The following is a 24,797-nucleotide window of genomic DNA, read 5'->3' as shown; positions in this document are numbered from 1 at the left end:
GACCGCACCGCAGGCGACCTGGCTCATCCTCCGCATGCCGGCTCGGGCCGCCCGAGGGCGGCGAGCGGGTGCGGGAGGCATCACAGTTGCGGGACAGCGCCGGTTTCACACCGGCTTCGCTGCGGGGTGGTCGGGGCAACGGTAGCGCATCCGTTCCGTGACCCGGCAGCGGCACAGCGCCATCCGCACACCGTTCCCGCTGATCAGAAGCTGTCTGGGCGGCCGCTCAGGACGGCGGACTTTCTCCGGGGGCACGTGGCCGGGGACGGGTTTCCGTCGGGTGGGCCTCGTAGAATCCGCCGAATGGCCCTCCCCACCGAGCAGCCGACCGGCGAGGCCCTCGACGTGCTGCGCCGGATCTTCGGCTACGACAGCTTCCGAGGCGACCAGCACGAGATCATCGACCAGCTCGTGAGCGGCGGCGACGCGCTGGTGCTGATGCCGACCGGCGCCGGCAAGTCGCTCTGTTACCAGATCCCCGCGCTCGTCCGGGACGGGGTCGGACTGGTGATCTCGCCGCTCATCGCCCTGATGCAGGACCAGGTCGACGCCCTGACCACCCTCGGGGTACGCGCCGGCTTTCTCAACTCCACCCAGGACTTCGAGGCCCGCCGGCTGGTCGAGACGGCCTTCCTCGCCGGCGACCTCGACCTGCTCTACCTCGCCCCCGAGGCGCTCCGCTCCGAGCACGTGCTCCGGCTGCTCGACCGCGGCACCATCGCGCTGTTCGCGATCGACGAGGCGCACTGCGTCGCCCAGTGGGGCCACGACTTCCGCCCGGACTACCTGGCCCTGTCGATGCTGCACGAGCGGTGGCCGACGGTCCCCCGGATCGCGCTGACCGCCACCGCCACTCCGGACACCCATGCCGAGATCGCGGCACGGCTCAACCTCAAGGACGCCCGGCACTTCGTCGCCAGCTTCGACCGGCCCAACATCCAGTACCGGATCGTGCCGAAGCGGGAGCCGAAGAAGCAGCTCCTCGACCTGCTCCGCACCGAGCATCCCGGTGACGCCGGCATCGTCTACTGCCTGTCCCGGGCCTCGGTGGAGAAGACCGCCGAGTTCCTCGTGCAGAACGGCATCCCGGCACTGCCCTACCACGCCGGGCTGGACGCGCCCATCCGGGCCGCCAACCAGCAGCGGTTCCTCCGCGAGGACGGGCTGGTGATGGTCGCGACGATCGCCTTCGGGATGGGGATCGACAAGCCCGACGTACGCTTCGTCGCCCATCTCGACCTGCCGAAGTCGATCGAGGGCTACTACCAGGAGACCGGCCGGGCCGGTCGGGACGGCCTGCCCTCGACCGCCTGGCTGGCGTACGGGTTGCAGGACGTGGTGCAGCAGCGCAAGCTGATCGAGGGTTCCGACGGCGACCTGGCCCGGCGCCGGGTGCTCGGCACACACCTCGACGCCATGCTGGCGCTCTGCGAGACGGTCCAGTGCCGGCGGGTCCAACTGCTCGGATACTTCGGCCAGCAGAGCGGGCCGTGCGGCAACTGCGACACCTGCCTGGCCCCGCCCGAGTCCTGGGACGGCACCATCGCGGCGCAGAAGCTGCTCTCCACCGTGCTGCGCCTGCACCGCGAGCGCGACCAGCGATTCGGCGCCGGCCAGTCCATCGACATCCTGCTCGGCCGGCAGACCGAGAAGGTCACCCAGCACCGGCACGACACGCTCAGCGTCTTCGGCATCGGCACCGAGCTGACCGAGTCCGAGTGGCGCGGGGTGGTCCGGCAACTGCTCGCCCAGGGGCTGCTGGCGGTCGAGGGCGACTACGGCACGCTGGTGCTCACCGAGACCAGCGCGGACGTCCTCGGCAAGCGGCGCGAGGTGATGATGCGCCGGGAGGCGCCCCGGGCCGCGTCGAGCGGCCGGACCGCGAAGCCCCGGGCCGCCGGGGCCGCCGCCGTCGCGCTGCCGCCGACCGCCGAACCGGTCTTCGAACGGCTCCGGGCCTGGCGTGCGGCCACCGCCAAGGAGCAGGGCGTGCCGGCGTACGTCATCTTCCACGACGCGACCCTGCGGCAGATCGCGGCCGAGCCGCCGGCCACCCTGGCCGAGCTGGCCCGGGTCAACGGCGTCGGGGAGAACAAGCTCGCGAAGTACGGGCAGCAGATCCTGGACACCCTCGCCGAGTGAGGCGCCCCCGAGCCCGCCAGCGAGCGGGCTCGGGGGTCGGGCCGCTACGAGCTGGTGATTGTCACGTTGTCGATCGCCGCCTCCACCAGGCTGGCCCCGGAGGCGTCGGCGGCCTGCACCAGCAGCCGCACCGACTGCCCGGCGTACGCCGACAGGTTGGCGGTGGCGGTGGTCCAACTGCCGTTGCGGTTGCTGGCCGCGCCGGCCTGGTTGAGCAGTTGGGTGGTCCCGCCACTGTGCACCACGCTCACCCGCAGGTAGTCCGCGGACGAGGCGTTCGAGCCGTGCGCGAGATACCAGGCCAGGGAAAGCGTCAACGTGCCGCTCCCGGGCAGCGTGATCGCCGGCGACTGTGCGCTGGTCAGCCCGCCGTCCACGTCATGGTCACCGGCCGCCGCGCCGGCCAGCCGGCCGGTGACCAGGTCGTTGTTGCCGGCGTACGGGGCGAGTTGCTTGGCGCCGCTGGAGGTGGTCGCCTGCGCGGTGCCCCGTTCCCACGCCCCCGAGGTCGCGGTGTCGGTACCGGCCGGGTTGACGGTCCAGCCGGTCGCGGCCTCGAAGGTGTCCGACCAGACCGTGGTGCCCCCGCCGGTGCCGCAGTACGTCGCCTGGAGCCCGACCACCCGGTACGGGCAGTCTGCGTACTCGCTCAGGATCAGCACCGCCTCCCGGTTGCGGGAGGTCTGCGCCGGGATCACCTCGTCGGGCGGGTAGAAGCCGCCGCCACCGGACGAGCCCGGGTACATCTCGAAGGTGTACGCGAAGATGTTGTGGGTCGCCCACATCCAGTCCAGGCTGTCCCCGTCGGTGATGTAGAGGTCGCTGGACTGTTCCGGGGTGTAGCCGTTGGTGGCGGCCATCTGCTGGCCGAGGGTCCGGAAGGTCCGCTCCTGGTCGGCGTTCAGCCCCGGACCGGTGTTCGCGGTGGTGTAGCCGTACGGCCAGAGCACGAGCTGCGAGTACGTGTGGAAGTCGATGTTGACCTTGATCTGCTGGGTGCCGCCGACGACCCGGCTGTTGACGAAGTCACGCAGCCGGGCGGTCTCCGGCGCGGAGAACGCCGACGGGCCCCGGTAGGTCTCCGAGGAGGTCGAGCCGGACGAGCCGCCGCAGCAGCCCCAGTTGTAGCCCCAGTTCCGGTTCAGGTCGGTGCCGACGTTCGACGATCCGCTGTTCGGCTGCCGGTTCTTCCGCCAGGACCGGTAGGAGCCGGTGGCGATGTCGTACTCGCTGCCGTCCGGGTTGACCGTCGGGACGATCCAGATCTCCCGGCTGTTGACGATGTTGGTGATCCGGGAGTCTGAGCCGTAGTTGTCGGTGAAGAGGTTGAGCAGGTAGATCGCCATCTCGACGGTCAGGTGCTCGCGGGCGTGCTGCTGCGAGTTGAACAGGATCTCCGGCTCGTTCTCGTCGGTGCCGACGTTGTCGGAGATCTTGATGACCGGCAGGTCGCGTCCCTCGTAGGAGGTACCCATGCTGGACCGGCGGGCGATGGTCGGATGGTCGGCGACCACCTGGTTGAGCACCGCGTTCAGCTCGGCGTAGTTGTGGTACGCCGAGTCGGCCGGCGGGAAGTCGAGCACCCCGACATCGGCGTGCTCGTGCTGACCCCGGTCCGGCGCCGCTGGTACGGCCGCCACCTCGAAGCCGAGCGCGGTGATCGCCTTCACCTCGGCGGCGGTCGCGGTGACGTAGAGCGCGCCGTGCTCGACGTAGTCGATGCTGGTGCCGGTGGCGGCCACCGCGTTGCGGTCGGCCAGGGTGCGTGGGCCGGTCACCCGGTATTCGGCGCTGGTGGCCGGTTCCGTGTCGGCCCGGTCCGGTCGGGCGCTGGCGGCGCCGGCCGCCGGGCCGATACCGGCCACGACGAGTCCGAGTACGACGGTGCCGGCGAGCGCGCCGGCCCGGGCCCGGTGCCGGATCGACGGCCCGGACATCCAGGTGCGGAAGGGCATGTAAACCTCCTGGGGGTAGGGAGGACTCCGCTGGGTAGTGCACACTGCACCATCCGTATCATGGTCATATCAATATGGATCACTTGACGTCCAATGCCAGTTCGACCCTTATCTCGGCAAAGATTTTCTTGGCTTGAACATCTGGCGAAACTTCCTGCCGAGCGGAATAGTGGCGACAGGACCCCGACCTTCGTCCCCCTGCGGAGCATCGATGGCCAGTTCGCCGAACCAGATCAGCCGACGCACCTTCACCCTCGCCGGCCTCTCCGGCCTGGCCCTGCTCGGCACCGGCGTGCCGGCCCGGGCCGGCGCCGCGACCGGTCGCCCCCGCCCGGCACCGCACGACGAGCAGATCACCTGGCAGGGCTTCTCCCGCTACGCCGACTGGCGGCGCGGCACCCACCAGGGCACCGTCGCCCTTCCCGGCGCGCGCACCGGGATCGCCATGCTGCGCCCGGCCGGCACCACCGAGTACGCCGACCCGCACACCGGCACCACCCGCACCTGGTCGTACGCCACCTGGACCTCGCCGGTCACCCCGGTCGGCTTCGACGCCAGCGAACTGGTCGCCTCGTGGAACGCCGAGACCCCGGCCGGCACCTGGATCCAGGTCGAACTCCAGGGCACCTACAACACCGGCGCCCTGACCCCGTGGTACGTCATGGGTCGGTGGGCCGCCGGCGACCAGGACATCCGGCGTACCAGCGTGAACCGGCAGGGCGACCCGTACTCGACGATCTGGACCGACACCTTCTCGATCGACGACGTCGCTGCCGGGGTGCTGCTGCGGGCGTACCAACTGCGGCTGACCCTCTACCGCGCGCCGGAGAGCCGCCGGTCACCCCGGGTCTGGCTGCTCGGCGCGATGAGCTCGCTGGTGCCGGACCGGTTCACCGTGCCGGCCAGCGCCGGCCGGATCGCCTGGGGCCGGGAGCTGGCGGTGCCCCGCTACTCGCAGAACATCCACGCCGGGCACTACCCCGAGTACAACGGCGGCGGCCAGGCCTGGTGCTCGCCGACCTCCACCACGATGGTGCTGGAGTACTGGGGCCGGAAGCCGTCCGCCGAGGAGACCTCCTGGGTCGACCCCAGCTACCCCGACCCGTCGGTCAACCACGCCGCCCGGATGACCTACGACTACGCGTACGAAGGCTGTGGCAACTGGCCGTTCAACACCGCGTACGCCGCCTCGTACGGGTTGGACGCCAAGGTGACCCGGCTGCACTCGCTCGACGAGCTGGAGCACTTCATCGCCGCCGGCATTCCGGTGGTCACCAGCCAGTCCTTCCTGGCCGAGGAGCTGGACGGGGCCAACTACGGCACCTCCGGGCACCTGTTCGTGGTGGTCGGCTTCACCGCCGACGGCGACGTGGTCGTCAACGACCCCGCGTCGTTGGCCAACGACGCGGTGCGCAACGTCTACCGGCGGGACCAGTTCGAGCAGATCTGGCAGCGGACCAAGCGGATCAACGCCAGTGGCGGGGTCTCCGGCGGGTCGGGCGGGATCGCGTACCTGATGAAGCCGTGCGGGAGGCCCTGGCCGAAGCTGGCCGGCTCCACCAACTGGTAGCGGCACCGACGCCAGCTCACCTGGGGAGGATCACCCGACCCGTGCCCGGCCAACGGCGTCCGGGTACGGGTCGGTGCCGTGCCGGATCCGCGCAGCACGGCTCAGGACCTGTCGGTCGGCTTCTCCCCGTCGGTCGGCTTCTCCGCGTCGGTCGGCTTCTCCTCCCCGGCCAGCGCGGCGCGCAGCCGCTCCTTCTCGGCCCGGCGCTTCTCCGCCGCCCCGGCCAACTGCTGGGCCATCTCGTCCCGCCAGCCGCGCAGCAGGAAGAACGCCAGCGCGGCGGAGAACGCCACCGCCAGCATGAGCTTGAGGAAGAGGTTCATCTCGACCGGCCAGAGCGCCAGGGCGACCGCCACGAACAGCCCGATCCGGCCCAGCGTGTACTTCACCGCGGGACTCATCTGCGCATCTCCGATCAGTTCGTCCGGCCGGCGAGCCAGCGGACGCCGGCAAACCAGACCAACGCGTACGCCATGGCGAAGACCGCCGCGGCCACCCCGCCCGAGACCAGCGGCGGGGTCGACTCGGCCAGCCCGGCGGCGAGCAGCCCGGCGGCGATCCCGACGGCCGCGGCCACCAGCGCCGCCGCGACCCGGGCGGGACCGAACCGCCAGGCCCGGAACTCCTCGACGAAGATCCAGGCCGGCAGGACCACCGCGAGCCACCCGCTCGCCCGGCCGAACTCGCCGAGGCCGACCAGGGAGGCACCGAAATCGATGACGAGCAGCGCCACCAGCCCGACGACCACCCCGACCAGGGCGACGCCGAGCAGGTCGGCCAGGACCACGATCCGCCCCTGGTCGTCCCGGCGGGGAAAGGGTGCCCGCTCGCTCCGCTCGGTCATGCCGCCTCTCCGCTGTGCTCCACCGGCAGACGTCGACCCCGATCCGCGCCCGCTCCGCCCGCTCATGACCTTTCGAGGGTACGTGAGCGGGCGCGGAACCACCCGTGCCGGGCCGGGCCGTGCGCACGACGACAGCGGAGTACCCGAGCACCGATGGCCGGCCTATCCGGCCCGGAGCGCCTCGGTGGGCGACGTACGGGCCGACCTGGCCTTCGGCTGACCCGCCCCGGAGCGCCCCGGATCAGGCCCAGACCTGCTGCGGCTCGGCCCGGCGTTCGGCCAGGCTCGGCGGGGCATCGTACTCGCGCAGCACCGCGTACCGGCTGTCCCGTTCGGCGGGACGGAGGTCGGCGTCCCAGACGAGCTGGAGCAGTTCCTCCCGGGACAGCGCGGCGGGCGTACCGGCCGGGTCGGCGGCGTGGCCGATCCGGTGTTCGGCCGCCGCGCCGGCCAGGTCGTCCACGCCGAAGTGCAGCGCGAGCTGCGCCACGGAAGGCCCCTGCGTCGCCCAGCAGCACGTCAGGTGCGGCACGTTGTCGAGGAGCAGCCGGGACACCGCGAAGGTCTTCAGCGACTCGGCCGGCGACGCCGTCTCGGCCGGCGCTTGCGACTGGAGCCCGCCGCCGGCCGGTGCCACGAGGTCGTGCTCGTAGCGCAGCGGCAGGAAGCTGGTGAAGCCGCCGGTCTCGTCCTGCAGTTCGCGCAGCCGCAGCACGTGGTCGACCCGGTGCCGGGGCTCCTCGACGTGACCGAAGCGCATCGTCGCCGGGGTACCGAGCCCCTTGGCGTGGGCGAGCCGATGGATCCGGGACCAGTCCTCCCAGGTGCGGTCACCGAGGCCGAGCCGCTGGCGTACCTCCGGGTCGAAGATCTCGGCCCCGCCGCCGCTGAGCGACGCGAGCCCGGCCGCGACGAGTTCGTCGAGGATCTCGTCGGCCGGCAGTCCGGTGTTCCTCTCCAACCAGCGCAGCTCGGTCGCGGCGAAGCCGGTCAGCCGGACGTCCGGCAACGCCGCCGTCAGCGCGCGCAGCAGTTCCGGATAGTGCTGCCACGGCAGCGCGGGGTGCACCGGGTTGACGAGCTCCAGCTCGGTGAGCCCGTCGGCGGCCAGCTCGGTGGCCTGCCGGACGGCCTCGTCGACCGGCATCGGGTACGGGTCCTTCTCACCCTGTTCCGGGCGGAAAGAGCAGTACGCACAGCCGGCCGCGCAGAGGTCGGTCAGCTTCAGTTGCCGGTTGACGACGAACAGCACCCGGTCGTCGCCCCCCGCCCCGGTACGCCGGTGGTGCGCCAGCCGGCCGAGCCAGACCAGGTCGTCGCTGGCGTACAGCGCCTCGCCGTCAACACGGCTGAGCCGAACTCCCGCGTAGACCTTCTCTTCCAGCTCACGCTTGCGTCCGGCGTCCATCGCAGCACGTCCCTCCAGGCACGATCTCCGCCACGAGCCTACGTGGAGCGCCCGAGGTGCCGGCGGAGGCGGTGGCGGCAGCGGCCTGGTTCACCTTGCCCAGGTACCCTTAACCCGCTTCTCAGCGTCTCGTTACCCCCGTCGCATCGACATCCCCGGTGCATTGAGGTAAGACAAAGTAGGACGCGATGCACCACTAATGGCGATACCACAGCAGCGCCGGGCGCGCTGCTGTGCACGGACGGGAGCGGCATGGCCAACAGCAGGCGCGGACGACCGGACCGGCCCGTCGACGCGGTTTCGCCGGTGCTACGGCCGCTGGTCTGGTCAGCCCTGGTCGGCGCGATCGTGGCAGGCGCGATGGCGACCCCGGTCTACGCCGACCCGCCGCTGCCGAACACGGTCCCCGACGCGGGGGTACGCCCGCTGCCGGCCGGAGCGCCCAGCGTGCCCACCAGCACCGGCACGCCGACGACGCCCTATCCGCTGCCGCCGAGCGTGAACGGTCCGCTGGCCAGCCAGATCATGGCGCTGGAGGTCGAGGTCGCCCAGCTCGGCGACCAACTGCTGCAACTACGGCAGGAGCGGGACAAGGCCACCACCGAGCTGACCACCGCCGACGGCGTACGACAGACGGCTCGGCTGGAACTGGCCAACGCCCGTACGGCGGCCGACAACGCGGCGGCGGGCGCGCTGAAGGACGCCGCCGGGCTGCCACCGGGTGCGTTCGGCTCCGACCTGCACGGGCTGGACCTACTCGGCCGGATCCAGCGCGGTGAGGAGCGGGCCGGCGACACCGAACTGGCCGCCGGTGAGGTGGCCCGGACGCAGCAGGCCGAACAGCAGGCGGAGACGGCATACCAGACCGCGTCCAGCACCTACCAGCAGAAGGTCGCCGCCTTCACGACTGCGGAGACGCGGTACAAGGCACGCTCCGCCGCTCTGGTGAAGCTCAAGCGCGACAACACGGACCAGCTCAAGGCGATCGAGCGGGCCCGGGAAGCCGCCGAGCAGCAAATCGGCGCGACGATCGGCAGCGACAGCGTCGCCGGGATGGTCGCGCACCCCAAGGCGCTGGCCGCGATGCGTTACGCGCTCGCCCAGCGGGGCGACCCCTACCTCTGGGGCGCCGAGGGTCCGAACCGGTTCGACTGCTCCGGGCTGATGCTCGCCTCCTATCTCTCGGTGGGCAAGCGGATCCCGCGGGTCTCCCGCGAGCAGTACAACGGCACCCGCAACCAGAGCGTCGCCCGGGAGGCCCTGCTCCCCGGCGACCTGGTCTTCTTCGCCTCCGGCAGCAGTTGGACCAGCATCCACCACGTCGGCATGTACATCGGCGGCGGCAAGATGGTGCACGCCCCGACCACCGGCGATGTGGTCAAGGTCTCCACCGTCTGGTGGTCGCGGTTCTACGCCGCGACCCGGATCTTCCCGGCGGTGCCGGCCCCGAACGCGACCACCCCGCCGCCGACCACCAGGCCGCCGACCACCCCGCCGCCGACCACCCCGCCACCCACGACGCCGCCGCCGACCACCAAGCCACCCACCACCACGCCGACCACGCCTCCGGCGACCAAGCCGCCCACCACCACGCCGACCACGCCTCCGGCGACCCCGCCGGTGACGCCGGCACCGACCCCGAACCCGCCGGATACCTCGACGCCACAGGCACCGCCGGTCAGCACCTCGGGCGGCCAGCCGACCGGTGGTACGTCCAGCGCCAGCCGGTCGACTCCGGCTGCGGAGGGTAGCTCCGACAGCGACTGAGGGTGCCGGTCACCGGCCGGCTGTGCGCCCGTGCTGAGATGTGGCACGGTGAGGGTTGACGTACTTCCGACCCGGCCTACCGGCCCGGGTGTGGGCGCGGGAGGCAACAATGGACGAATCGCAGGTCAGACCGGCTATCGGGGAGGCATCTCCGGATACTGACGGTCGGGCTGCGGCCACCCGGTCCGGACGGGACGGCGTGGACGAGAGCGAACTGTCCCCGCTGCCGCCGCCCCCGCCGGTCGGTACCGCGCTGCCGGAACCGCCAGCCGAGGAAGGGCTTCCCGAGGCCTACCAGCCGCCACCGCCGCCCGCCGCCGGAGCGCTCTGGGCGGACGCGCCGCCGGACCCGGCCGCAGCAGATCCGACCGCAGCGGACCCGACCGGTTCCACAGGCTCCGACTCGGCCCGGGACGCTTCCAGCTCGATCGGGGACGATCCAGGCTCGATCCGGGACGATCCCGACGCTGTTCCGGGCGGCGAGGCGAGTCCCACCGCCGACTCGGCCGACGAACCGTCGGTCTCACCGAACGCGGATGCCGTCCCGGAGGCCGAGACGAGTTCTGCCGACCCGTCCGACGATTCCGGCGCCCCGTCCGACGAGGTCGGCTCCGCCGCCGACGCCGGCCCTGGGACAGATCCCGCCACCGTTCGGGACGCCGACGCCGGGCTGGGCCCGCCGGTCGACTCCGAGTCTCCGGACAGCTCTGAGCCACCGGTCAGCCCTGATCCTCGCGGTGGTGCAGAGGTCGCCGACGTGCCCGGGTCGGAGCCGGTCTCCGTACCGGAGCAGGTCGGCGACAGCGCCGCCGCAGAGCCGGTCGCCGTACCGGAGCGGGCCGATGACAGCGCCACGGCAGAGCCGGTCCGCGGTCGCGCCGTGAGTACGGCGGCCACCACCCCTACCGCAGCCGAAATCGCCGCCATGCCCGCCGCTGCCTCGGGCAGCCGCACCTACCGCGCCGGCGAACTGGCCAAACCCGTCAACGCGGCGGCCGCCACCCCGGCACCGGCGTCCTCGGCACCCGCCTCCTCGGCCTCGGGCACTGCGGCTGCCGGCTCCTCGACACCGAGCGCTCCGGTCGCCGCGTCCTCGACACCGGGCACTGCGGCGGCCGCCCCGTCCGCACCGGCCGCCGCTGCACCCGCACCGGTGCTGGCCCCGGCACCCCCGGGGACTCCGGTGCCGCCGCTGCAACGGCGGCGTCCGCAGACTCCGGCGGTCGACTCCCCGTGGTCGGCGTTCGCCAACGCCGTCAAGTCCCCGCCGGCCCCGTCGAGCGGATCGGCCGTCGGATCGCCGGCCGGCTCGGCGTCCGCCCCGCCCGTCGGGTCGGCATCGGTTTCGCCGGTCGCCGCCGGACTCTCCGGGTCGACCCCGGCCGAGCCGGTACGCCAGACCCGGGAGCGGCCCGGGGCCGTGCACTTCACGGCCCCGCCCGCAGCCAGCGTGTCAGCACCGCCGGCCACTCCCGGCCAGTCGTCGCGGGACGCCGGGTCGCCCGCTGGCGGCACCCCGTCGTACACGGTGCCGCCGCAGCGCAGCGCTCCGCGGAGCAGTGCCGGTACGACCCGGGCCAGTGCCTCGGTGCCGGGCCTGTCTCCAGTACTGCCGAACGAGGCCGCCGCCGTAGCCGCGGCGCCGGGAGTGGCGAAGGTCTACCGGAGTACCGAACCGGAGCCGGCCGGACCGCCCGAGCCGGCGCATCCGTCGGCACCGCCGGCACCCGAACCGCCGGACCCGGGCCCGGCGCCCACGCCGTTCCCGGCACCGGCGCCTCCGGTACCCACCCCGGTGCCACCGACTCCGTCGCCGTACCCGCCCGCGCCGCCCCGGCCCGCTCCGGTGCCGCCAGGCCCCGCGCCGTACCCGCCGAACCCTGGCCCGACTCCACCCGGTCCGGTACCCCCGGGCCCCGGCCCGATACCCCCGGGCCCGGTGCCGTACCCGCCGACGTCAGCGGCTGCCTCGCCGGCGTACCCGGCCACGCCGGTCTCCGGTGGGCCGGCTGGCCGGCCGGCGGATCCCCCGCCACCGGCCCCGCTGGTGGTTCCGGCGCCCGCCCTGCCGAGCTGGCCACCACCGACCAACCCGATGTCCTCGGCCAACCTGGTCGGCGGCGGTACGCCGGGCTACTCGCTGCCCACCGCCGACCCGGGCCCGGCCGTCGCCGCCGAACCAGCCGGCCGGATCCCGGCCGGTGGCCGCCCGTCGGGCGCCAACCCGGCCTCGCCGCACCAGCCGAGCGCCGGCCCGACGACACCGCACTCCCCGGGATACCGGGACTGGGCCCGGGACCAGCGGGCGGAGGGCACCGTGTACGGCGGCCCCGAGGGCCACGTCACCGTTTCGATGCCCACCAACCAGCTCGAGAACTCGGGCTCGCTGACCGGGCACATCCTGGCTCAGGGCTGGACGGACACCCCCACGCAGAAGACCAACACCGGCAAGGTGGTGCTGGTACTGCTGATCGGGCTCGGCATCCTCCTCGCGGTCGGACTGATGGTGGTGCTGCTGGCCGGAGACGCGTTCAGCAGCCTCTTCGACGGTCTGCTGAGTAGTTGACGGAGCCGCCCGGTACCCGGCGGGTCGGCGGGCGCGGGTGGGTGAGCCTGCCCACTGGCGTGCGCGCCGAGGTGGCGGTGGCGGCTGGTCCCCGTACACTCGGATGGATTGTTGACCTGGCGCGTGCCACGCGCCTCTGGGCGATCTTGCGGGCGAATCAGCGGCGACCTCGTCGCGGCGGGCCATCGCGAAGATGCGCCCCGCTTGAGAGGTATCTTTGACCACCTTTGCTGATCACAGCATGTTTCCGTCCGTATTCGACGCGCAATCCGGTTCCGCTTCCGCAGGCACCTCCGCGTCTGATGAGCAAGCCGTTCTGAGTGTGCCGGCTGTTGCCGGTGCGCACGCTGATTCCGCCGACACGGTGACCGCCGACGACTCCGGCCCGCTCATCGTGGCCGCCCCGGACGCCATTGCCGGGCAGAACAACACCATTTCCGAGCCGGTCGACTCCGAGCCCGCCCAGGCCAAGCCCGCCCAGGCCAAGCCCGCCCAGGCCAAGCCCGCCCAGGCCGAGCCCGGGCCGGTTGATGAGTCCGGGCCGGTTGATTTCGCCACCCTCGGGCTGCCCCGGCAGCTCGTCCGGGCGCTGCACCGGGAGGGCATCGACACGCCGTTCGAGATCCAGCGGGCCACCGTGCCGGACGCACTCGCCGGGCGGGACGTACTCGGCCGGGGGCAGACCGGCTCCGGCAAGACGCTCGCCTTCGGGCTGCCCGTACTGGCCCGGATGGCGGCCGGCCCCCGGGCCCGGGCACACCACCCGAGGGCGCTGATCCTGGTGCCGACCCGGGAACTCGCGATGCAGGTCAACGATGCGCTGATGCCGCTCGGCCGGGCAGTCGGGGTGTTCCTCAAGACCGCTGTCGGCGGTGTGCCGTACGACCGCCAGATCGACTCGCTGCGCCGTGGCGTGGAGATCGTGGTGGCCACACCGGGCCGGCTGGCCGACCTGATCGAGCGGGGCGTCTGCCGCCTCGACGACATCGAGGTCACCGTGCTGGACGAGGCCGACCAGATGGCCGACATGGGCTTCCTGCCGGACGTCACCGAACTGCTCGCCAAGACGCCGGCGGATGCCCAGCGGCTGCTCTTCTCCGCCACTCTGGACAACGACGTCGACTCGCTCGTCAGGCGTTTCATGACCGATCCGGTCACCCACTCGACGGCGCCGCCGACCGCCGCCGTGTCCACGATGGACCATCACATGCTGCTGATTCCGCCGCACGACAAGTTCGCGGTGGCGGCCTCGATCGCGGCCCGGCAGGGCCGGACCATGATGTTCGCCCGGACCCAGATGGGCGTCGACCGGCTGGTCGAGCAGTTGGCGGCGGTCGGCGTCCGGGCCGGCGCGCTGCACGGCGGCAAGACCCAGCGGGTACGCACCCGCACCCTGGCCGAGTTCAAGGAGGGCCGGACGAACGTGCTGGTCGCCACCGACGTGGCGGCCCGGGGCATCCACGTCGACGGCGTCTCGCTGGTGGTACACGTGGACCCGCCGAAGGACCCGAAGGACTACCTGCACCGGGCCGGCCGTACGGCCCGGGCCGGCGAGTCGGGTGCGGTCGCCACGCTGGTACTGCCGAAGCAGCGCCGGTCCACCCTGGCGATGTTGCAGAAGGCCGGTGTCGAGCCGGAGCAGACCCGGGTACGCTCCGGCGACGCCGCGCTGGCCGAGGTGACGGGTGCCCGAGAGCCGAGTGGCGTACCGGTGGTGGACGAGCCGGCACCGCGCCGTGGGTCCGGTACGCGCCCGGACCGTCCCCGTTCCGACCGCCGGTACGGCGACCGGCCCCGGGCTGACCGCCGTTACGGTGACCGGCCGCAGGAGGAGCGCCGGCACAGCGACGGTCCGCAGGGTGAGCGCCGCTACGGCGACCGCTTCCAGGGCGAGCGCCGCTACGGCGACCGGCCGCAGTCCGACCGCCGCTACGGCGACCGCCGCTACGGCGACGGCGGTGGTACCCCGCAGGGCGGCCGTGCCGAGCGGGGCGGCGAGTGGCGCTCCGGCGGGGGGCGGCAGGGCGGCTTCCGGCACGAGGGCCGGCCGCACACCGACCGGCCGGTCTGGGACCGGTCCCGGGACGAGCGCCCGCGCGACGACCGGGCCGCCGGGGACCGGCCGGACGACCGGCGGGGCCGCCGCGACCACCGGTTCGACGGCCGGCGTCCGACCCCGACCCGCTGAACGGTCCGGCATCGCCGCCCGACCCGACCCGCTGAACGGTCCGGCATCGCTGCCCGACCCGACCCGCCGAACGGTCCGGCATCGTCGCTCGGTGCCGGCCGGTCCCACTGTCGGGTCGGGCAACGGGAGCCTGACGGGCTGCCGTCGGGCCCGGCGCACGGAGATCGCCCACCGCGCGTCGCGGATTGGGACGCTTGCCGGTAACAAGGCCGCCGACCAGGGCCCGCCGCCGTCGAACGGCGCGGGCCCCGGTCGGGCCGCCGGGCCGGCGGCCGGCATGGAATTGCCGCGCCCGGGCATTCCTGTCGGTCGGCGGCGGTAACGTCCATGGACATGCCGAGCATGCCGAAGACGTTGTTCTGGAGCCGCACCGACGTGCCCGGTGCCGATCACACGCTCGTCACCGACCACCGTGGGCTGACCGCCCGGGGCACCGCAGTCGCCGTCGACCCGATCGCCTTCACCTGCCGCTACGCTCTGCGCACCGACGAGCACTGGGCGACGGAGGGGCTGGAGGTGAGCTGCGAGGGCGCCGGCTGGCTGCGCACACTGCGGTTGGAGCGGGCGGCCGGCCGCTGGCGGGCGAGCACGGCCGAGCAGGGCGACCTGGACGCGGCGCTGGCCGCCGCCGGCCAGCCGGGGGCCGGGCTGCCCGGCACCGAGGAGCCGGAGCGGCTCGCCGAGGCGGTCGACGTCGACCTGAGCGCCTCGCCGCTGTTCAACACCCTTCCGGTACGCCGCCTCCGGCTGCGCGAGGCCGCGCCGGGCAGCTCACACCGGGTCGTCGCGGTCTGGGTGCTGGTGCCCAGCCTCCAGGTGGTGCCGGCCGAGCAGACCTACACGGTGCTGGAGGGCGGCAACGTCCGGTTCACCAGCGAGAGTTTCACCGCCGACCTGACCCTCGACGCCGACGGCTACGTGCTGCACTATCCAGGGCTGGCGCACCGGCACTGACCCGAGCCGGCCAGATGTCCGTCATCCGGACCACTCGCCGGTCATCAGGAAACGTTCCACCGCGGACCGGTGCGGCGCCAGGTCGAGGCCCCGGTCGGCCACCCACTCGTCCGAATAGTACGTGTCGGTGTAGCGTTCGCCGCCGTCGCAGAGCAGTGTGACGACCGACCCGGTCCGGCCGGCGGCCCGCATCCCGGCGATCAGGCCGAACGCGCCCCACAGGTTGGTGCCGGTCGATCCGCCGACCCGCCGGCCCAGCACCGTCGACGCGACGCGCATGGCGGCCAGCGAGGCCGCGTCCGGCACCCGCACCATCCGGTCGACGACGCTCGGCTGGAAGGACGCCTCGACCCGGGGTCGGCCGATCCCCTCGACCCGGGAGCCGGCGTCGGTGGTGGCCGACCAGTCGCCCGAGGTCCACGCGGGATAGAACGCGGAGTTCTCCGGGTCGACCACGCAGAGCCGGCTCGCCAGCCGCCGATAGCGGAGGTAGCGCCCGATGGTGGCGCTGGTGCCGCCGGTACCGGCGCCGACCACGATCCAGTCCGGCACGGGGTGCCGTTCCAGGGCGAGCTGCGCGTAGATCGACTCGGCGATGTTGTTGTTGCCCCGCCAGTCGGTGGCGCGTTCGGCGTACGTGAACTGGTCCATGAAGTGCCCGCCCAGGTCCTCGGCGAGCCAGCGGGCCTCGACCACGACGGCGGCCGGATCTTCCACCAGATGGCACTTGCCGCCCTGGAACTCGATCAGGGCGATCTTCTCCGGCGAGGTGGCGGCGGGCATCACGGCGATGAACTGCACCCCCAGCATCCGGGCGAAGTACGCCTCCGAGACGGCGGTCGAGCCCGACGACGCCTCCACGATGGTGGTACGCGGTCCGATCCAGCCGTTGCAGAGCCCGTAGAGGAACAGCGACCGGGCCAGCCGGTGCTTCAACGACCCGGTCGGGTGCACCGACTCGTCCTTGAGATAGAGGTCGATCCCCCACTGGCGGGGCAGCGGAAAGCAGAGCAGGTGGGTGTCGGCGGATCGGTTCGCGTCCGCCTCCACCGCCGCGATCGCCTCGGTGACCCAGGTGCGTTCGGCGTCGTCGCACCGGTCGAGCTGTTCCATGACCAGGAACGTAGCAAGCCGCCCGGCGGCCGGCCGGGTCAGGACGGGCCGACCGGCTGGGGGCGGTTCTCCCATTTCGTCGAGAGTGCGACGGCCGTCCGGGTCGAGGCGACTCCGGCGGTCCGGTTCAGCCGCAGGATGAGCTGCTCCAACTCGGCAATTGTGCCAACTCGCGCCTTGAGCAGGAACGATTCCACTCCGGCCATGAAGTAACAGGATTCGATTTCCGGCATGCCCCGGATCGCCTCGAGTACGTCGTCGGTGTCGCCGCCGGAGTCCTGCACGATGCCGATCAACGCCGTTACGCCGAGCCCGATCGCCTCCGGCTCGACGTCCGCCCGGTAGCCCCGGATGACGCCGCCGGACTCCAGTTTGCCCACCCGCTCGTGCACCGCCGGCGCGGAGAGGCCGACCTGCCGGGCCAGCTCGGCGTACGAAAGGCGGGCATTGCCGCGCAGCAGCTCGACGAGGCTCAGGTCGATCGCGTCCACGTTCTGAGACCCTAGTCCGGGCGGGTGAACGGGCCGCCCGGGGTCGGCAGCATTGTTGCTGACATAACGCGTAAATGCCGTGAATCGTCCCGGCTAACCTCACACACGGTACGTTTTCGCGTTTGCCGGACACGGCACTCCGGCGGTGTTGTAATTGCCGTACGTCCCTTAAACGAAGGCTCTGGCAAGCATGTGTTCTGGGGGCGGTCCTACCAGTCCGGGGGCTTCGTAGACGCGAGGAGGGGGCTGTGGACACTGGAGATCGTCTGCTGACGCCGGGCGAGGTGGCAGCGCTCTTCCGCGTCGATCCGAAGACCGTCACACGCTGGGCCGCGGCCGGGCGTATCGGCAGCATCCGAACACCGGGTGGACATCGCCGCTTCCGCGAGTCGGAGGTACGCGCACTGCTCGAGGGTGAGGGCATGCTCGACGAGGTGGACGAGGGCCTCGCGAACCGGCCGCGCAACGCCGGACCCGCCACGCCGAGTGGTCCCGGCCCGGCCGGCGCCGGAAACGTCGGCCTGCACTGAACCTTCTTCCGGCCTGGACAGCGCGGCGCCTGCGCCCCGACGTCCACCTGCGGCCACCACGACCGCACGGTGAGGGTCGACAGGGTTCACTGACCGACACCGGGCAGGGGGTCGGCACCGGGGGCGCTCAGCCCCGATCGGCCCCCAGCTCGCCGGACCAGCGCCGGAACAGGGAGTGCGGCACGTCGAGCGCGTCGAGCACCTTTCCGGCCACGAAGTCGACGAGCTGTCGCGCGGAGGCGGCGGCCCCGGCACCGTAGAAGCCGGGGCTCGCCGGCAACACCACCGCTCCGGCGTCGTGCAGGGTGATCAGGTGCTCGAGGTGGCTGCGGGTGATCGGAGTCTCCCGGGGCACCACCACCACCGGCCGATGCTCCTTGAGGTTCACCTCAGCGGCCCGTTGCAGCAGGTCCTTGGAGAGGCCGATCGCGATTCCGGCGCAGGCCGCCGTACTCGCCGGCACCACCACCATGCCCCGGGTCGGGTACGACCCGCTGCTGGGCCCGGCCGCGAGATCTCCGGCCGGCCAGTACGCCAGGTCGGCACCGTCCAGGTCCCGGCCCAGCCAGGCGGCGAGGTCGTCCTTCCAGTGCGCGTCCCGGAACGGACGGCCGGTCTCGTCGAGGATCGTCAGCCGGGCCGCCCGGGAGACGACCAGGTCCACCGGTTCACCCGCGTCGAACAGCCCGCCGAGCACGGCGGCCGGATACGGCGTACCCGATGCCCCGGAGACGCCGACCACCCACGGCCTTCTCATGCCCACCAGCCTGCCGCAAGCGTCGAAGCCGGCGCCGACCGGCCCCGGCCGCGACCTGCGGCGCCGGCCCATGGTGTGACCAGATCATCACTTACTGCGAAATAGGGCGTACCCGACGGCGATCACAGACCGGCCGGAAACTGCAATGCTGCTCACGTCTGCCCGCGGCAACGACGAAGGGGGCGGGGCATGTACGGGATCAGCTCGTGGGCGGCCGAGCTGAGCTGTCCGATACCGGCACGCCTCTGCCCGCACGCCGACGCCGTGCAGGAGTGGCTGGTCGACTGGGCAGACCTGATCATCGGCCCACTCGACGCGACGGCCCGGGACCGGCTCACCCGCAGCGGCGTCGCCCGGTACGCCGGCCGGCTGTATCCGGACGCCAGCGAGGCGGACCTGCGGGTCATCGCCGCCCTCTTCACCTGGTTCTTCCTGCTTGACGACGCCTGCGACGCGACCCGGCGCCCCCGGCCGGCCGAGGTCTCCGCGCTCTGCGACGGGGTGCTGCGGCTGCTCCGGTCCACGCCGGCCGGGCCGCCACCACCCGGGTCGCCGCCCCGCGCGGGGCAGCCCACACCCGCGGTCACCCCCGGTCGCCCGTCCCCCGCCGCCGGTCCGGGTCCCTGGACCGGACACCCGTCGGCGGCGCAGTCCCGGCCCGCCCACCACCCGGCGGCCGGGACGGGTGCCCGGTCGACCAACCAGCCTGCGGCCCGGCTCACCACCCCGCCGCAGAGCCGGGCGGCCAACAAGCCGGCGGCGAGGCCGGAGGCGTTCGACGGGCCGCTCCGGCGGATGCTGGCCGACGCCTGGCGTACCCCGTACCAGCGGATGTCGGCGGCCTGGCGGGACCGCTTCGTCGACGCGGTGGCGCACCACCTCGTCGGCGTGGTCACCGAGGCCACCAACAAGGCGAGCGGGCGGCTGCCCGGCGTCGCCGAGTACATCCCGCTGCGCCGGGCGACCTCCGCCGCGTACGTCTCGTACGCCCTGATCGAGTTCGCCACCGGCCAGCCGGTGCCGGACGCGATCTACCACCACCCGGTGGTACGCAAGGTCGCCGACACCGCCAACGACCTACTCAGCTGGTTCAACGACCTGCTCTCCCTGGAGCGGGACGCGGCCACCTCCGGCGGGCACAACCTGGTGCTGGCGGTGGCCCGGGAAGAAGGGATCCCGGTCGAGGCGGCGATCGAGGCGGTGGTCCGGCGCTGGCAGCGCAGCATGCGACGGTTCGTCGAACTGCGCGACGCCGTGCCGTCGTTCGGGCCGGCCATGGACAGGCCGCTGCGGGAGTACCTGGACGGGCTCGGCAACTCGGTGCGCGGCACCATGGACTGGTCCATGGAGAGTGCCCGTTACCGGGACGTCGTGGCCGCCCCGCGCCCGGCGGGACCGCTCGGCCAGGCCGAGCCGCGCCGCCGCCCCGACCGGCCGCCGAACGGCATCGGCGCCCGGGCCGAGCCGTCCGGCTAGCCGAGGCCGCGCTCCGCTAACCGGAGCAGCTTTCCGCTAACCGGAGCCGCTCATCGCTAACCGGGCAGCTTTCCGCTAACCGGAGCCGCTCACCGCTAACCGGCGAGGTGGAGCCGGATCACCAGGTCGAGCAGGGCGAAGACGAACAGCGCGATCCCGACGAAACCGTTGGCGGTGAAGAAGGCCCGGTTGACCCGGGACAGGTCGGTCGGGGTGACCACCACGTGCTGGTAGCCGAAGGCGAGCGCGGTCAGCGCCAGCCCGACCCACCAGAGCCAGCCCAGCCCGACAAGTTCGCCGTACCAGAAGAGGAGGCCGAAGGTCACCACATGGGCGACGATCGACGCGTGCAGGGCGAACCGGAGGCCGTAGCGGGCGGGGACGCTGCGTACCCCGATCTGGCGGTCGACCTCGATGTCCTGGCAGGCGTAGATCAGGTCGAAGCCGCCGATCCAGAGCCCGACCGCCGCACCGAGCAGCCAGGCCGGGCCGGAGCCGTCGAAGGTGCCGGTCACCGCGAGCCAGGCGCCGACCGGGCCGACCGCCTGGGCCAGGGCCAGGATCGCGTGCGGCCAGTCGGTGAACCGCTTGCCGTACGGATAGACCACCAGCGGGATCGCGGCGAACGGGGCGAGGGCCAGACAGAGCGGGTTGAGCGCCGCGGCGGCACCGAGGAAGACCAGCAGTGCGACGATCGCGCCGGTCCAGGCCGTCCGGACGCTCACCGCCCCGGTCACCAGTTCCCGCCCGGCGGTACGCGGATTGCGCGCGTCGATACGCCGGTCGATGATCCGGTTCGCCGCCATGGCGAAGGTCCGCGCCCCGACCATGGCGATGGTGATCAGCAGCAGCTCGAGCCAGCGCACCTGCCCGCCGTGCCGCTGCATCGCGGTCAGCGCGGAGAGGTACGCGATCGGCAGCGCGAAGACCGAGTGCTCGATCGTCACCAGCCGGAGGAAGGACTTGACCCGCCCCGGCGACTCCGCCACAGCCGTCACCTGCGCCACCTCCCGTTCGCGACTGCGGGGCTCGCAAGCTCACTCCTCGCGCTCACCTGCGCCACCCTCCGTTCACGACTGCGGGGCTCGCAAGCTCACTCCTCGCGCTCACCTGCGCCACCCTCCGTTCACGACTGCGGGGCTCGCAAGCTCACTCCTCGCGCTCACGAGATGCCGTACTCCTTCCAGCGCTTGTCCACCAGCGACCGGATCTCCGGCGACATGGTCATCTCCTCCGGCCAACCCCGGGTGTAGCCCTCGGTCGGCAGCTTGCGGGTAGCGTCCACCCCGGCCTTGCCGCCCCAGAACTGCTGGTACGACGAATGGTCCAGGTGGTCCACCGGGCCCTCGGTGAGCAGCAGGTCCCGGGCGTAGTCGACGTTGCCGAAGGCCCGCCAGGCCACCTCGGCGTAGTCGTGCACGTCGCAGTCCTCGTCGACCACCACGATCAGCTTGGTCAGCGACATCAGGTGGGCGCCCCAGATCGCGTTCATCACCTTCTGGGCATGCTTCGGATAGCGCTTCCGGATCGAGATGATCGCGCAGTTGTGGAATACCCCGGCGGCCGGCAGGTCGTAGTCCACGATGTCCGGGATCAGCAGCTTGAGCAGGGGCTGGAAGATCCGCTCGGTGGCCTTGCCGAGCCCGTGGTCCTCCTGCGGCGGCTTCGAGGTGATGATCGAGTGGTAGACCGGCTCCCGCTGGGTGGTCATCGCCTCGACGTGCAGCACCGGGAACGGCTCGACCGGGGTGTAGAAGCCGGTGTGGTCGCCGAACGGCCCCTCGGGCAGTCGTTCGCCGGGCTCGATGTAGCCCTCCAGCACGATCTGGGCATGCGCCGGCACCTGGAGCGGCACGGTCAGGCAGTCGACCATCTCGACCCGCTCGCCGCGCAGGAAGCCGGCGAAAAGGTATTCGTCGATGTCGCCGGGGAGCGGAGCCGAGGCGGCGTAGCTGACCACCGGGTCACACCCGATCGCGATCGCCACCGGTAGCCGCTGGCCGAGGCGTTCCGCGACCGCGTGGTGCGCGGTGGAGTCCTTGTGGATCTGCCAGTGCATGCCGAGGGTGTTGTGCGAGTGCTGCTGCAACCGGTAGAGCCCGAGGTTGCGCTTGCCGGTCTCCGGGTGCTTGGTGTGGGTCAGCCCGTAGTTGTGGAAGATCCCGCCGTCGCCGGGCCAGACCTGGAGGCCGGGCAGTCGGTTCAGGTCGACGTCGGCGCCCCGGTAGACCACCTGCTGACAGGGGGCGGTCTTGACCTTCTTCGGCGGTACGGACTTGAGCTGCATCACCTTGCCCAGGCCCTCGCGGATGCCGGACCAGCCGACCGGCAACTCCGGCTTGACCAGCGCGCCGATCCGTTCGCCGATCTCGTCCAGCCGGTCGACGCCGAGCGCCATCGCCATCCGCCGCTCGGTGCCGAACAGGTTGATCGCGACCGGCATCTCACCCCGGGTGGGGCGCTCGAAGAGCAGGGCCGGCCCGTGCGCCCGGACGGTACGGGTGACCACCTCGCTGATCTCCAGCGTGGGGTCGACGGGCACCGGGACCCGGCGCAACTCGCCGGCGCCCTCCAGCGCGGTGAGGTACTCCCGGAGGTCGGTGTACGGGAAGCCACGAGCCGCCATGGCCGCTAGTCTGTCGCACCGCCGGTCGGGGCGGCACGGCCGGGTCCCCCGCCGTGACCGGGCTCCCGTCGATGGGTCCCACCGGCACGGCCCGGTGCGGCGCCCCGGAACAGCGTCGGTCGACAGCTCGGAGCAGGCCAAGCCCGGCACCTCAGCGCAGGCCGAGCCCGGCGTCTCAGCAAAGGCCGAGCCCGGCACCTCAGAGCAGGCCGACGCCGAGCAGCAGGGTGCCGGCCATCAGGCCCGCCCCACCGACTCCCACCAGCCAGATCAGCTTGTTGGGTCGGGTGTCCGAGGGGCGTACGACAGAGAGGAAGAAGCCGATCGGCATCAGGATCGGCGCGGCGACCAGCAGGACTCGGATCAGCATCCGCATGCCGTCGCCGTAGTCGGCCCGGTCCAGGTAGAGGAGTGCGACGAGGGCGAACAGCACGAGTACGCCCGCGTGGGCGTGCCCGGCGGTCCAGAGCGCCCGCCGGACGGGGTTGTCGAGATAGCCGGGTATCCGCCGGACCAGGTGCATGAGCAGGGACAACCCGCCGAAGGCGACGGTCGAGACGGTGATCAGCAGGATGGCGGCGGTGTTCTGGGTGGCGGACGACATCACAGGGCTCCCGAGGCGGTACGGCGGACCGAACTTGGCGCCGTCAAGATTGCCCCCCGGCACAGTATCTTGTCAACAGCAAGACTGCTCTCCATCCGGCTCGGAGCCACCGGCCGTGGAGGTGGCCTACCCGCTGTTCTCCGCCAAGGGCGGCCCGTCTCCGCTATGTGGCCTGCTGGCCGACCGGTATCCGGGCCCGGTGCCGTCTGGCCCGGCGCCAGAACGGGAAGCCGCGCGCGATCAGCAGCGACGCGACGACCGACGATCCCGACCTGCCCGGCGTCGCCGCCTCAAGCTACGGGCTGAGTACGAAGATGCCGAGGTTGAGCTGGACGATGGTGATGGCGAACTTGCCGAACACCCACGAGTGCCGGAATTAGCCGGGCGACACGCCGGGACACACACCGGGGTGCCGACCCGGAAAGCTCCCTGATCCGCCACTGATGGATACCCCTAGAGGCAGCCGGACAGGCCGGCCGGGTCCGGGCCGGGGCTGGCGCGGGGGTCAGGCCCGCTCGGTGGCGAGCCGGACGCTGAAGCCGAGCATCGCGACACCGGTACCGGCATCCATCGCCCGGCGTGCCCGGCGCAGGGGGAGCACCCGGCGTGCCCGGTGCGGCAGCCCGACCAGCGTCAGCAGGTACAGCGGCTGGGACCGTACGATCACCGCGCCCAGCCCGGCCGCGGCCGCACTGCCCTGTACGGCGTTGGAGCAGGCGATGCCGAGCGCGCTCCACCAGCCCCGCCCGCGACCGGCGGCGAGGGTGTTCCTGGTGACCACCGCGAAGTCCGGGCCGGGCACCACGATCAGCACCACCGCGAAGGCCAGGGAGCTGCCATAGGTCGTCCAGGACATGGTTCCGAGCCTACGACCGCTCTCCCTCGGCGGCACGCGACGGACGGATCCGACCAGGTCAGAGCCGCACCAGCCGGCTCGCGGAAAATTCCCCGAAAAAGTTCGGCCCACCTGTCGGATCCGCCGTCGCCCGTTCGAGGCAGAGGTAGCGGCCGGTCCGAGCACCGAACCGGACCGGTGGAACCGAAGGAGGACGACGATGAAGACGATGAGCCAGCACAGCACCGTTTCCGGGGCGGCTGCCCGGCCGGGCGGACAGCCGTGCGACCCGGCGACCAGCGTCACCAGGACCCTGCTGGCGTACGGCGTGCTCGCCGGGCCGTTCTACGTCCTGGTGTCGCTGGCCCAGGCGCTGACCCGGGACGGATTCGACCTGACCCGGCACGCCTGGAGCCTGCTGGCCAACGGCGCACTCGGCTGGATCCAGATCACCAACCTGGTGCTGACCGGGCTGATGACCTGCGCACTCGCGGTCGGACTGCGCCGTAGCCCCTCCCCGGTCACCGGGGCCGGCTGGGCGCCGCGACTGATCGGGGCGTACGGGATCAGCCTCCTCGCCGCCGGGGCGTTCCGGGCGGACCCCGCTCTGGGCTTTCCGATCGGCACTCCGGAGACCGGCACGGCGGTAACGTGGCACGGCACGCTGCACTTCGTGGCCGGCGCCATCGGTTTCGGCTGCCTGATCGCGGCATGTCTGGTCCTCGGCCGGCGGTTCTCGACCGAGGGACGACGGGGTTGGGCGGCCTTCTCCCGGCTGACCGGCGTGCTGTTCCTCGCCGGCTTCCTGGCGATGGCCGCCGGTGCCGGAGCCGTCTGGTCCAACCTCGCCTTCACCGGGGCGATCATGCTGGCCTGGGCCTGGCTCTCGGCCCTGGCCGCGCACCTGTACCGCCGGGCCACCCCCGCCCGGGCCGACCGATCCGACCGGCGGCAGACGGCGTAGCAGAGCG

At 72.4% G+C, this 24,797-nt stretch carries 21 protein-coding genes and 1 riboswitch; of the genes, 10 read left to right on the top strand and 11 right to left on the bottom strand.

Going from position 1 to position 24,797, the window contains the following annotated elements; all coding sequences use genetic code 11:
• Positions 1–17 precede the first annotated feature (17 nt).
• Positions 18–115: riboswitch (cobalamin riboswitch) on the bottom strand.
• A gap of 188 nt (positions 116–303) precedes the next feature.
• Positions 304–2,142: a DNA helicase RecQ gene (recQ, locus tag R6Y94_RS35600; protein WP_318400905.1), complete on the top strand. Its 1,839-nt coding sequence runs from the start codon at positions 304–306 to the stop codon at positions 2,140–2,142.
• Between the two features lie 44 nt (positions 2,143–2,186).
• Here recQ and R6Y94_RS35595 read toward each other — a convergent pair whose 3' ends face one another.
• Positions 2,187–4,097, bottom strand: a complete 1,911-nt coding sequence (locus tag R6Y94_RS35595; RefSeq protein ID WP_318400903.1) for a M14 family zinc carboxypeptidase — start codon at positions 4,095–4,097, stop codon at positions 2,187–2,189.
• Between the two features lie 211 nt (positions 4,098–4,308).
• Between R6Y94_RS35595 and R6Y94_RS35590 the strand changes: the two genes are divergently transcribed.
• The gene (locus tag R6Y94_RS35590; protein ID WP_318400901.1) at positions 4,309–5,667 is read left to right on the top strand and encodes a C39 family peptidase; all 1,359 of its coding nucleotides are present in this window, start codon (positions 4,309–4,311) and stop codon (positions 5,665–5,667) included.
• Between the two features lie 101 nt (positions 5,668–5,768).
• On the opposite strand, the gene R6Y94_RS35585 is transcribed toward R6Y94_RS35590, so the two are convergent.
• Both R6Y94_RS35585 and R6Y94_RS35580 read right to left on the bottom strand, forming a co-directional pair.
• Positions 5,769–6,068, bottom strand: coding sequence for a DUF4229 domain-containing protein (locus tag R6Y94_RS35585; RefSeq protein ID WP_318400899.1), 300 nt, complete (start codon positions 6,066–6,068; stop codon positions 5,769–5,771).
• A 14-nt stretch (positions 6,069–6,082) separates the two neighbouring features.
• Positions 6,083–6,511: a hypothetical protein gene (locus R6Y94_RS35580; protein WP_318400897.1), complete on the bottom strand. Its 429-nt coding sequence runs from the start codon at positions 6,509–6,511 to the stop codon at positions 6,083–6,085.
• A gap of 82 nt (positions 6,512–6,593) precedes the next feature.
• Between R6Y94_RS35580 and R6Y94_RS35575 the strand changes: the two genes are divergently transcribed.
• Complete coding sequence (locus R6Y94_RS35575) at positions 6,594–6,731, top strand: hypothetical protein (RefSeq protein ID WP_318400895.1); 138 nt, start codon at positions 6,594–6,596, stop codon at positions 6,729–6,731.
• A gap of 21 nt (positions 6,732–6,752) precedes the next feature.
• On the opposite strand, the gene R6Y94_RS35570 is transcribed toward R6Y94_RS35575, so the two are convergent.
• Complete coding sequence (locus tag R6Y94_RS35570) at positions 6,753–7,919, bottom strand: radical SAM protein (RefSeq protein WP_318400894.1); 1,167 nt, start codon at positions 7,917–7,919, stop codon at positions 6,753–6,755.
• A gap of 252 nt (positions 7,920–8,171) precedes the next feature.
• Between R6Y94_RS35570 and R6Y94_RS35565 the strand changes: the two genes are divergently transcribed.
• The 4 genes from R6Y94_RS35565 (at position 8,172) to R6Y94_RS35550 (ending at position 15,394) form a co-directional block, all read left to right on the top strand.
• Positions 8,172–9,686, top strand: coding sequence for a C40 family peptidase (locus R6Y94_RS35565; protein ID WP_318400893.1), 1,515 nt, complete (start codon positions 8,172–8,174; stop codon positions 9,684–9,686).
• Positions 9,687–9,885: 199 nt separating this feature from the next.
• Positions 9,886–12,252, top strand: a complete 2,367-nt coding sequence (locus tag R6Y94_RS35560; RefSeq protein ID WP_318400892.1) for a hypothetical protein — start codon at positions 9,886–9,888, stop codon at positions 12,250–12,252.
• A 241-nt stretch (positions 12,253–12,493) separates the two neighbouring features.
• Positions 12,494–14,440, top strand: a complete 1,947-nt coding sequence (locus R6Y94_RS35555; RefSeq protein WP_318400891.1) for a DEAD/DEAH box helicase — start codon at positions 12,494–12,496, stop codon at positions 14,438–14,440.
• A 333-nt stretch (positions 14,441–14,773) separates the two neighbouring features.
• Entirely contained in the window at positions 14,774–15,394 is a 621-nt protein-coding gene (locus R6Y94_RS35550) for a putative glycolipid-binding domain-containing protein (protein ID WP_318400889.1), read from the top strand.
• 21 nt (positions 15,395–15,415) lie between these two features.
• Here R6Y94_RS35550 and R6Y94_RS35545 read toward each other — a convergent pair whose 3' ends face one another.
• Both R6Y94_RS35545 and R6Y94_RS35540 read right to left on the bottom strand, forming a co-directional pair.
• Positions 15,416–16,507 carry a PLP-dependent cysteine synthase family protein gene (locus R6Y94_RS35545; protein WP_318400887.1) on the bottom strand — a complete coding sequence of 364 codons (1,092 nt, stop codon included), beginning with the start codon at positions 16,505–16,507 and terminating at the stop codon, positions 15,416–15,418.
• A gap of 38 nt (positions 16,508–16,545) precedes the next feature.
• The gene (locus R6Y94_RS35540; RefSeq protein ID WP_318400885.1) at positions 16,546–16,998 is read right to left on the bottom strand and encodes an Lrp/AsnC family transcriptional regulator; all 453 of its coding nucleotides are present in this window, start codon (positions 16,996–16,998) and stop codon (positions 16,546–16,548) included.
• Positions 16,999–17,246: 248 nt separating this feature from the next.
• On the opposite strand from R6Y94_RS35540, the gene R6Y94_RS35535 reads away from it, so the two are divergent.
• Positions 17,247–17,528 (top strand): BldC family transcriptional regulator, encoded by a 282-nt coding sequence (locus R6Y94_RS35535; RefSeq protein WP_318400883.1) that lies wholly within the window; start codon positions 17,247–17,249, stop codon positions 17,526–17,528.
• A 127-nt stretch (positions 17,529–17,655) separates the two neighbouring features.
• On the opposite strand, the gene R6Y94_RS35530 is transcribed toward R6Y94_RS35535, so the two are convergent.
• Positions 17,656–18,285, bottom strand: coding sequence for a UbiX family flavin prenyltransferase (locus tag R6Y94_RS35530; protein WP_318400881.1), 630 nt, complete (start codon positions 18,283–18,285; stop codon positions 17,656–17,658).
• A gap of 189 nt (positions 18,286–18,474) precedes the next feature.
• Here R6Y94_RS35530 and R6Y94_RS35525 point away from each other — a divergent pair, with 189 nt between their 5' ends.
• Positions 18,475–19,761, top strand: a complete 1,287-nt coding sequence (locus tag R6Y94_RS35525) for a terpene synthase family protein (RefSeq protein ID WP_318400879.1) — start codon at positions 18,475–18,477, stop codon at positions 19,759–19,761.
• Between the two features lie 95 nt (positions 19,762–19,856).
• On the opposite strand, the gene mqnP is transcribed toward R6Y94_RS35525, so the two are convergent.
• The 4 genes from mqnP to R6Y94_RS35505 form a co-directional block, all read right to left on the bottom strand.
• Positions 19,857–20,759 (bottom strand): menaquinone biosynthesis prenyltransferase MqnP, encoded by a 903-nt coding sequence (mqnP, locus tag R6Y94_RS35520; RefSeq protein ID WP_412102957.1) that lies wholly within the window; start codon positions 20,757–20,759, stop codon positions 19,857–19,859.
• Between the two features lie 164 nt (positions 20,760–20,923).
• Positions 20,924–22,387 (bottom strand): menaquinone biosynthesis decarboxylase, encoded by a 1,464-nt coding sequence (locus R6Y94_RS35515; RefSeq protein ID WP_318400875.1) that lies wholly within the window; start codon positions 22,385–22,387, stop codon positions 20,924–20,926.
• A 199-nt stretch (positions 22,388–22,586) separates the two neighbouring features.
• A complete protein-coding gene (locus R6Y94_RS35510; RefSeq protein WP_318400873.1) occupies positions 22,587–22,991 on the bottom strand; it encodes a hypothetical protein in 405 nt (134 codons plus the stop codon).
• A 505-nt stretch (positions 22,992–23,496) separates the two neighbouring features.
• Positions 23,497–23,847: a LysE family transporter gene (locus tag R6Y94_RS35505; protein WP_318400872.1), complete on the bottom strand. Its 351-nt coding sequence runs from the start codon at positions 23,845–23,847 to the stop codon at positions 23,497–23,499.
• 199 nt (positions 23,848–24,046) lie between these two features.
• On the opposite strand from R6Y94_RS35505, the gene R6Y94_RS35500 reads away from it, so the two are divergent.
• On the top strand, positions 24,047–24,790 hold the full coding sequence (locus R6Y94_RS35500) for a DUF998 domain-containing protein (protein ID WP_318400870.1): 744 nt from the start codon (positions 24,047–24,049) through the stop codon (positions 24,788–24,790).
• Positions 24,791–24,797 lie beyond the last annotated feature (7 nt).

This window comes from Plantactinospora sp. KLBMP9567, assembly GCF_033446045.1.
GTDB lineage: Bacteria > Actinomycetota > Actinomycetes > Mycobacteriales > Micromonosporaceae > Plantactinospora.
The sequence above is the reverse complement of the archived record's forward strand: the minus strand, read 5'-3'. Positions and strand labels throughout refer to the sequence as shown.

Excerpts from the sequence above, each read along its gene's own strand:
- recQ (WP_318400905.1), top strand. The coding sequence starts at position 304 with ATGGCCCTCCCCACCGAGCAGCCGACCGGCGAGGCCCTCGACGTGCTG.
- R6Y94_RS35595 (WP_318400903.1), bottom strand. The coding sequence starts at position 4,097 with ATGCCCTTCCGCACCTGGATGTCCGGGCCGTCGATCCGGCACCGGGCC.
- R6Y94_RS35590 (WP_318400901.1), top strand. The coding sequence starts at position 4,309 with ATGGCCAGTTCGCCGAACCAGATCAGCCGACGCACCTTCACCCTCGCC.
- R6Y94_RS35585 (WP_318400899.1), bottom strand. The coding sequence starts at position 6,068 with ATGAGTCCCGCGGTGAAGTACACGCTGGGCCGGATCGGGCTGTTCGTG.
- R6Y94_RS35580 (WP_318400897.1), bottom strand. The coding sequence starts at position 6,511 with ATGACCGAGCGGAGCGAGCGGGCACCCTTTCCCCGCCGGGACGACCAG.
- R6Y94_RS35570 (WP_318400894.1), bottom strand. The coding sequence starts at position 7,919 with ATGGACGCCGGACGCAAGCGTGAGCTGGAAGAGAAGGTCTACGCGGGA.
- R6Y94_RS35565 (WP_318400893.1), top strand. The coding sequence starts at position 8,172 with ATGGCCAACAGCAGGCGCGGACGACCGGACCGGCCCGTCGACGCGGTT.
- R6Y94_RS35555 (WP_318400891.1), top strand. The coding sequence starts at position 12,494 with ATGTTTCCGTCCGTATTCGACGCGCAATCCGGTTCCGCTTCCGCAGGC.
- R6Y94_RS35550 (WP_318400889.1), top strand. The coding sequence starts at position 14,774 with ATGCCGAGCATGCCGAAGACGTTGTTCTGGAGCCGCACCGACGTGCCC.
- R6Y94_RS35545 (WP_318400887.1), bottom strand. The coding sequence starts at position 16,507 with ATGGAACAGCTCGACCGGTGCGACGACGCCGAACGCACCTGGGTCACC.
- R6Y94_RS35530 (WP_318400881.1), bottom strand. The coding sequence starts at position 18,285 with ATGAGAAGGCCGTGGGTGGTCGGCGTCTCCGGGGCATCGGGTACGCCG.
- R6Y94_RS35525 (WP_318400879.1), top strand. The coding sequence starts at position 18,475 with ATGTACGGGATCAGCTCGTGGGCGGCCGAGCTGAGCTGTCCGATACCG.
- R6Y94_RS35515 (WP_318400875.1), bottom strand. The coding sequence starts at position 22,387 with ATGGCGGCTCGTGGCTTCCCGTACACCGACCTCCGGGAGTACCTCACC.
- R6Y94_RS35510 (WP_318400873.1), bottom strand. The coding sequence starts at position 22,991 with ATGTCGTCCGCCACCCAGAACACCGCCGCCATCCTGCTGATCACCGTC.
- R6Y94_RS35505 (WP_318400872.1), bottom strand. The coding sequence starts at position 23,847 with ATGTCCTGGACGACCTATGGCAGCTCCCTGGCCTTCGCGGTGGTGCTG.
- R6Y94_RS35500 (WP_318400870.1), top strand. The coding sequence starts at position 24,047 with ATGAAGACGATGAGCCAGCACAGCACCGTTTCCGGGGCGGCTGCCCGG.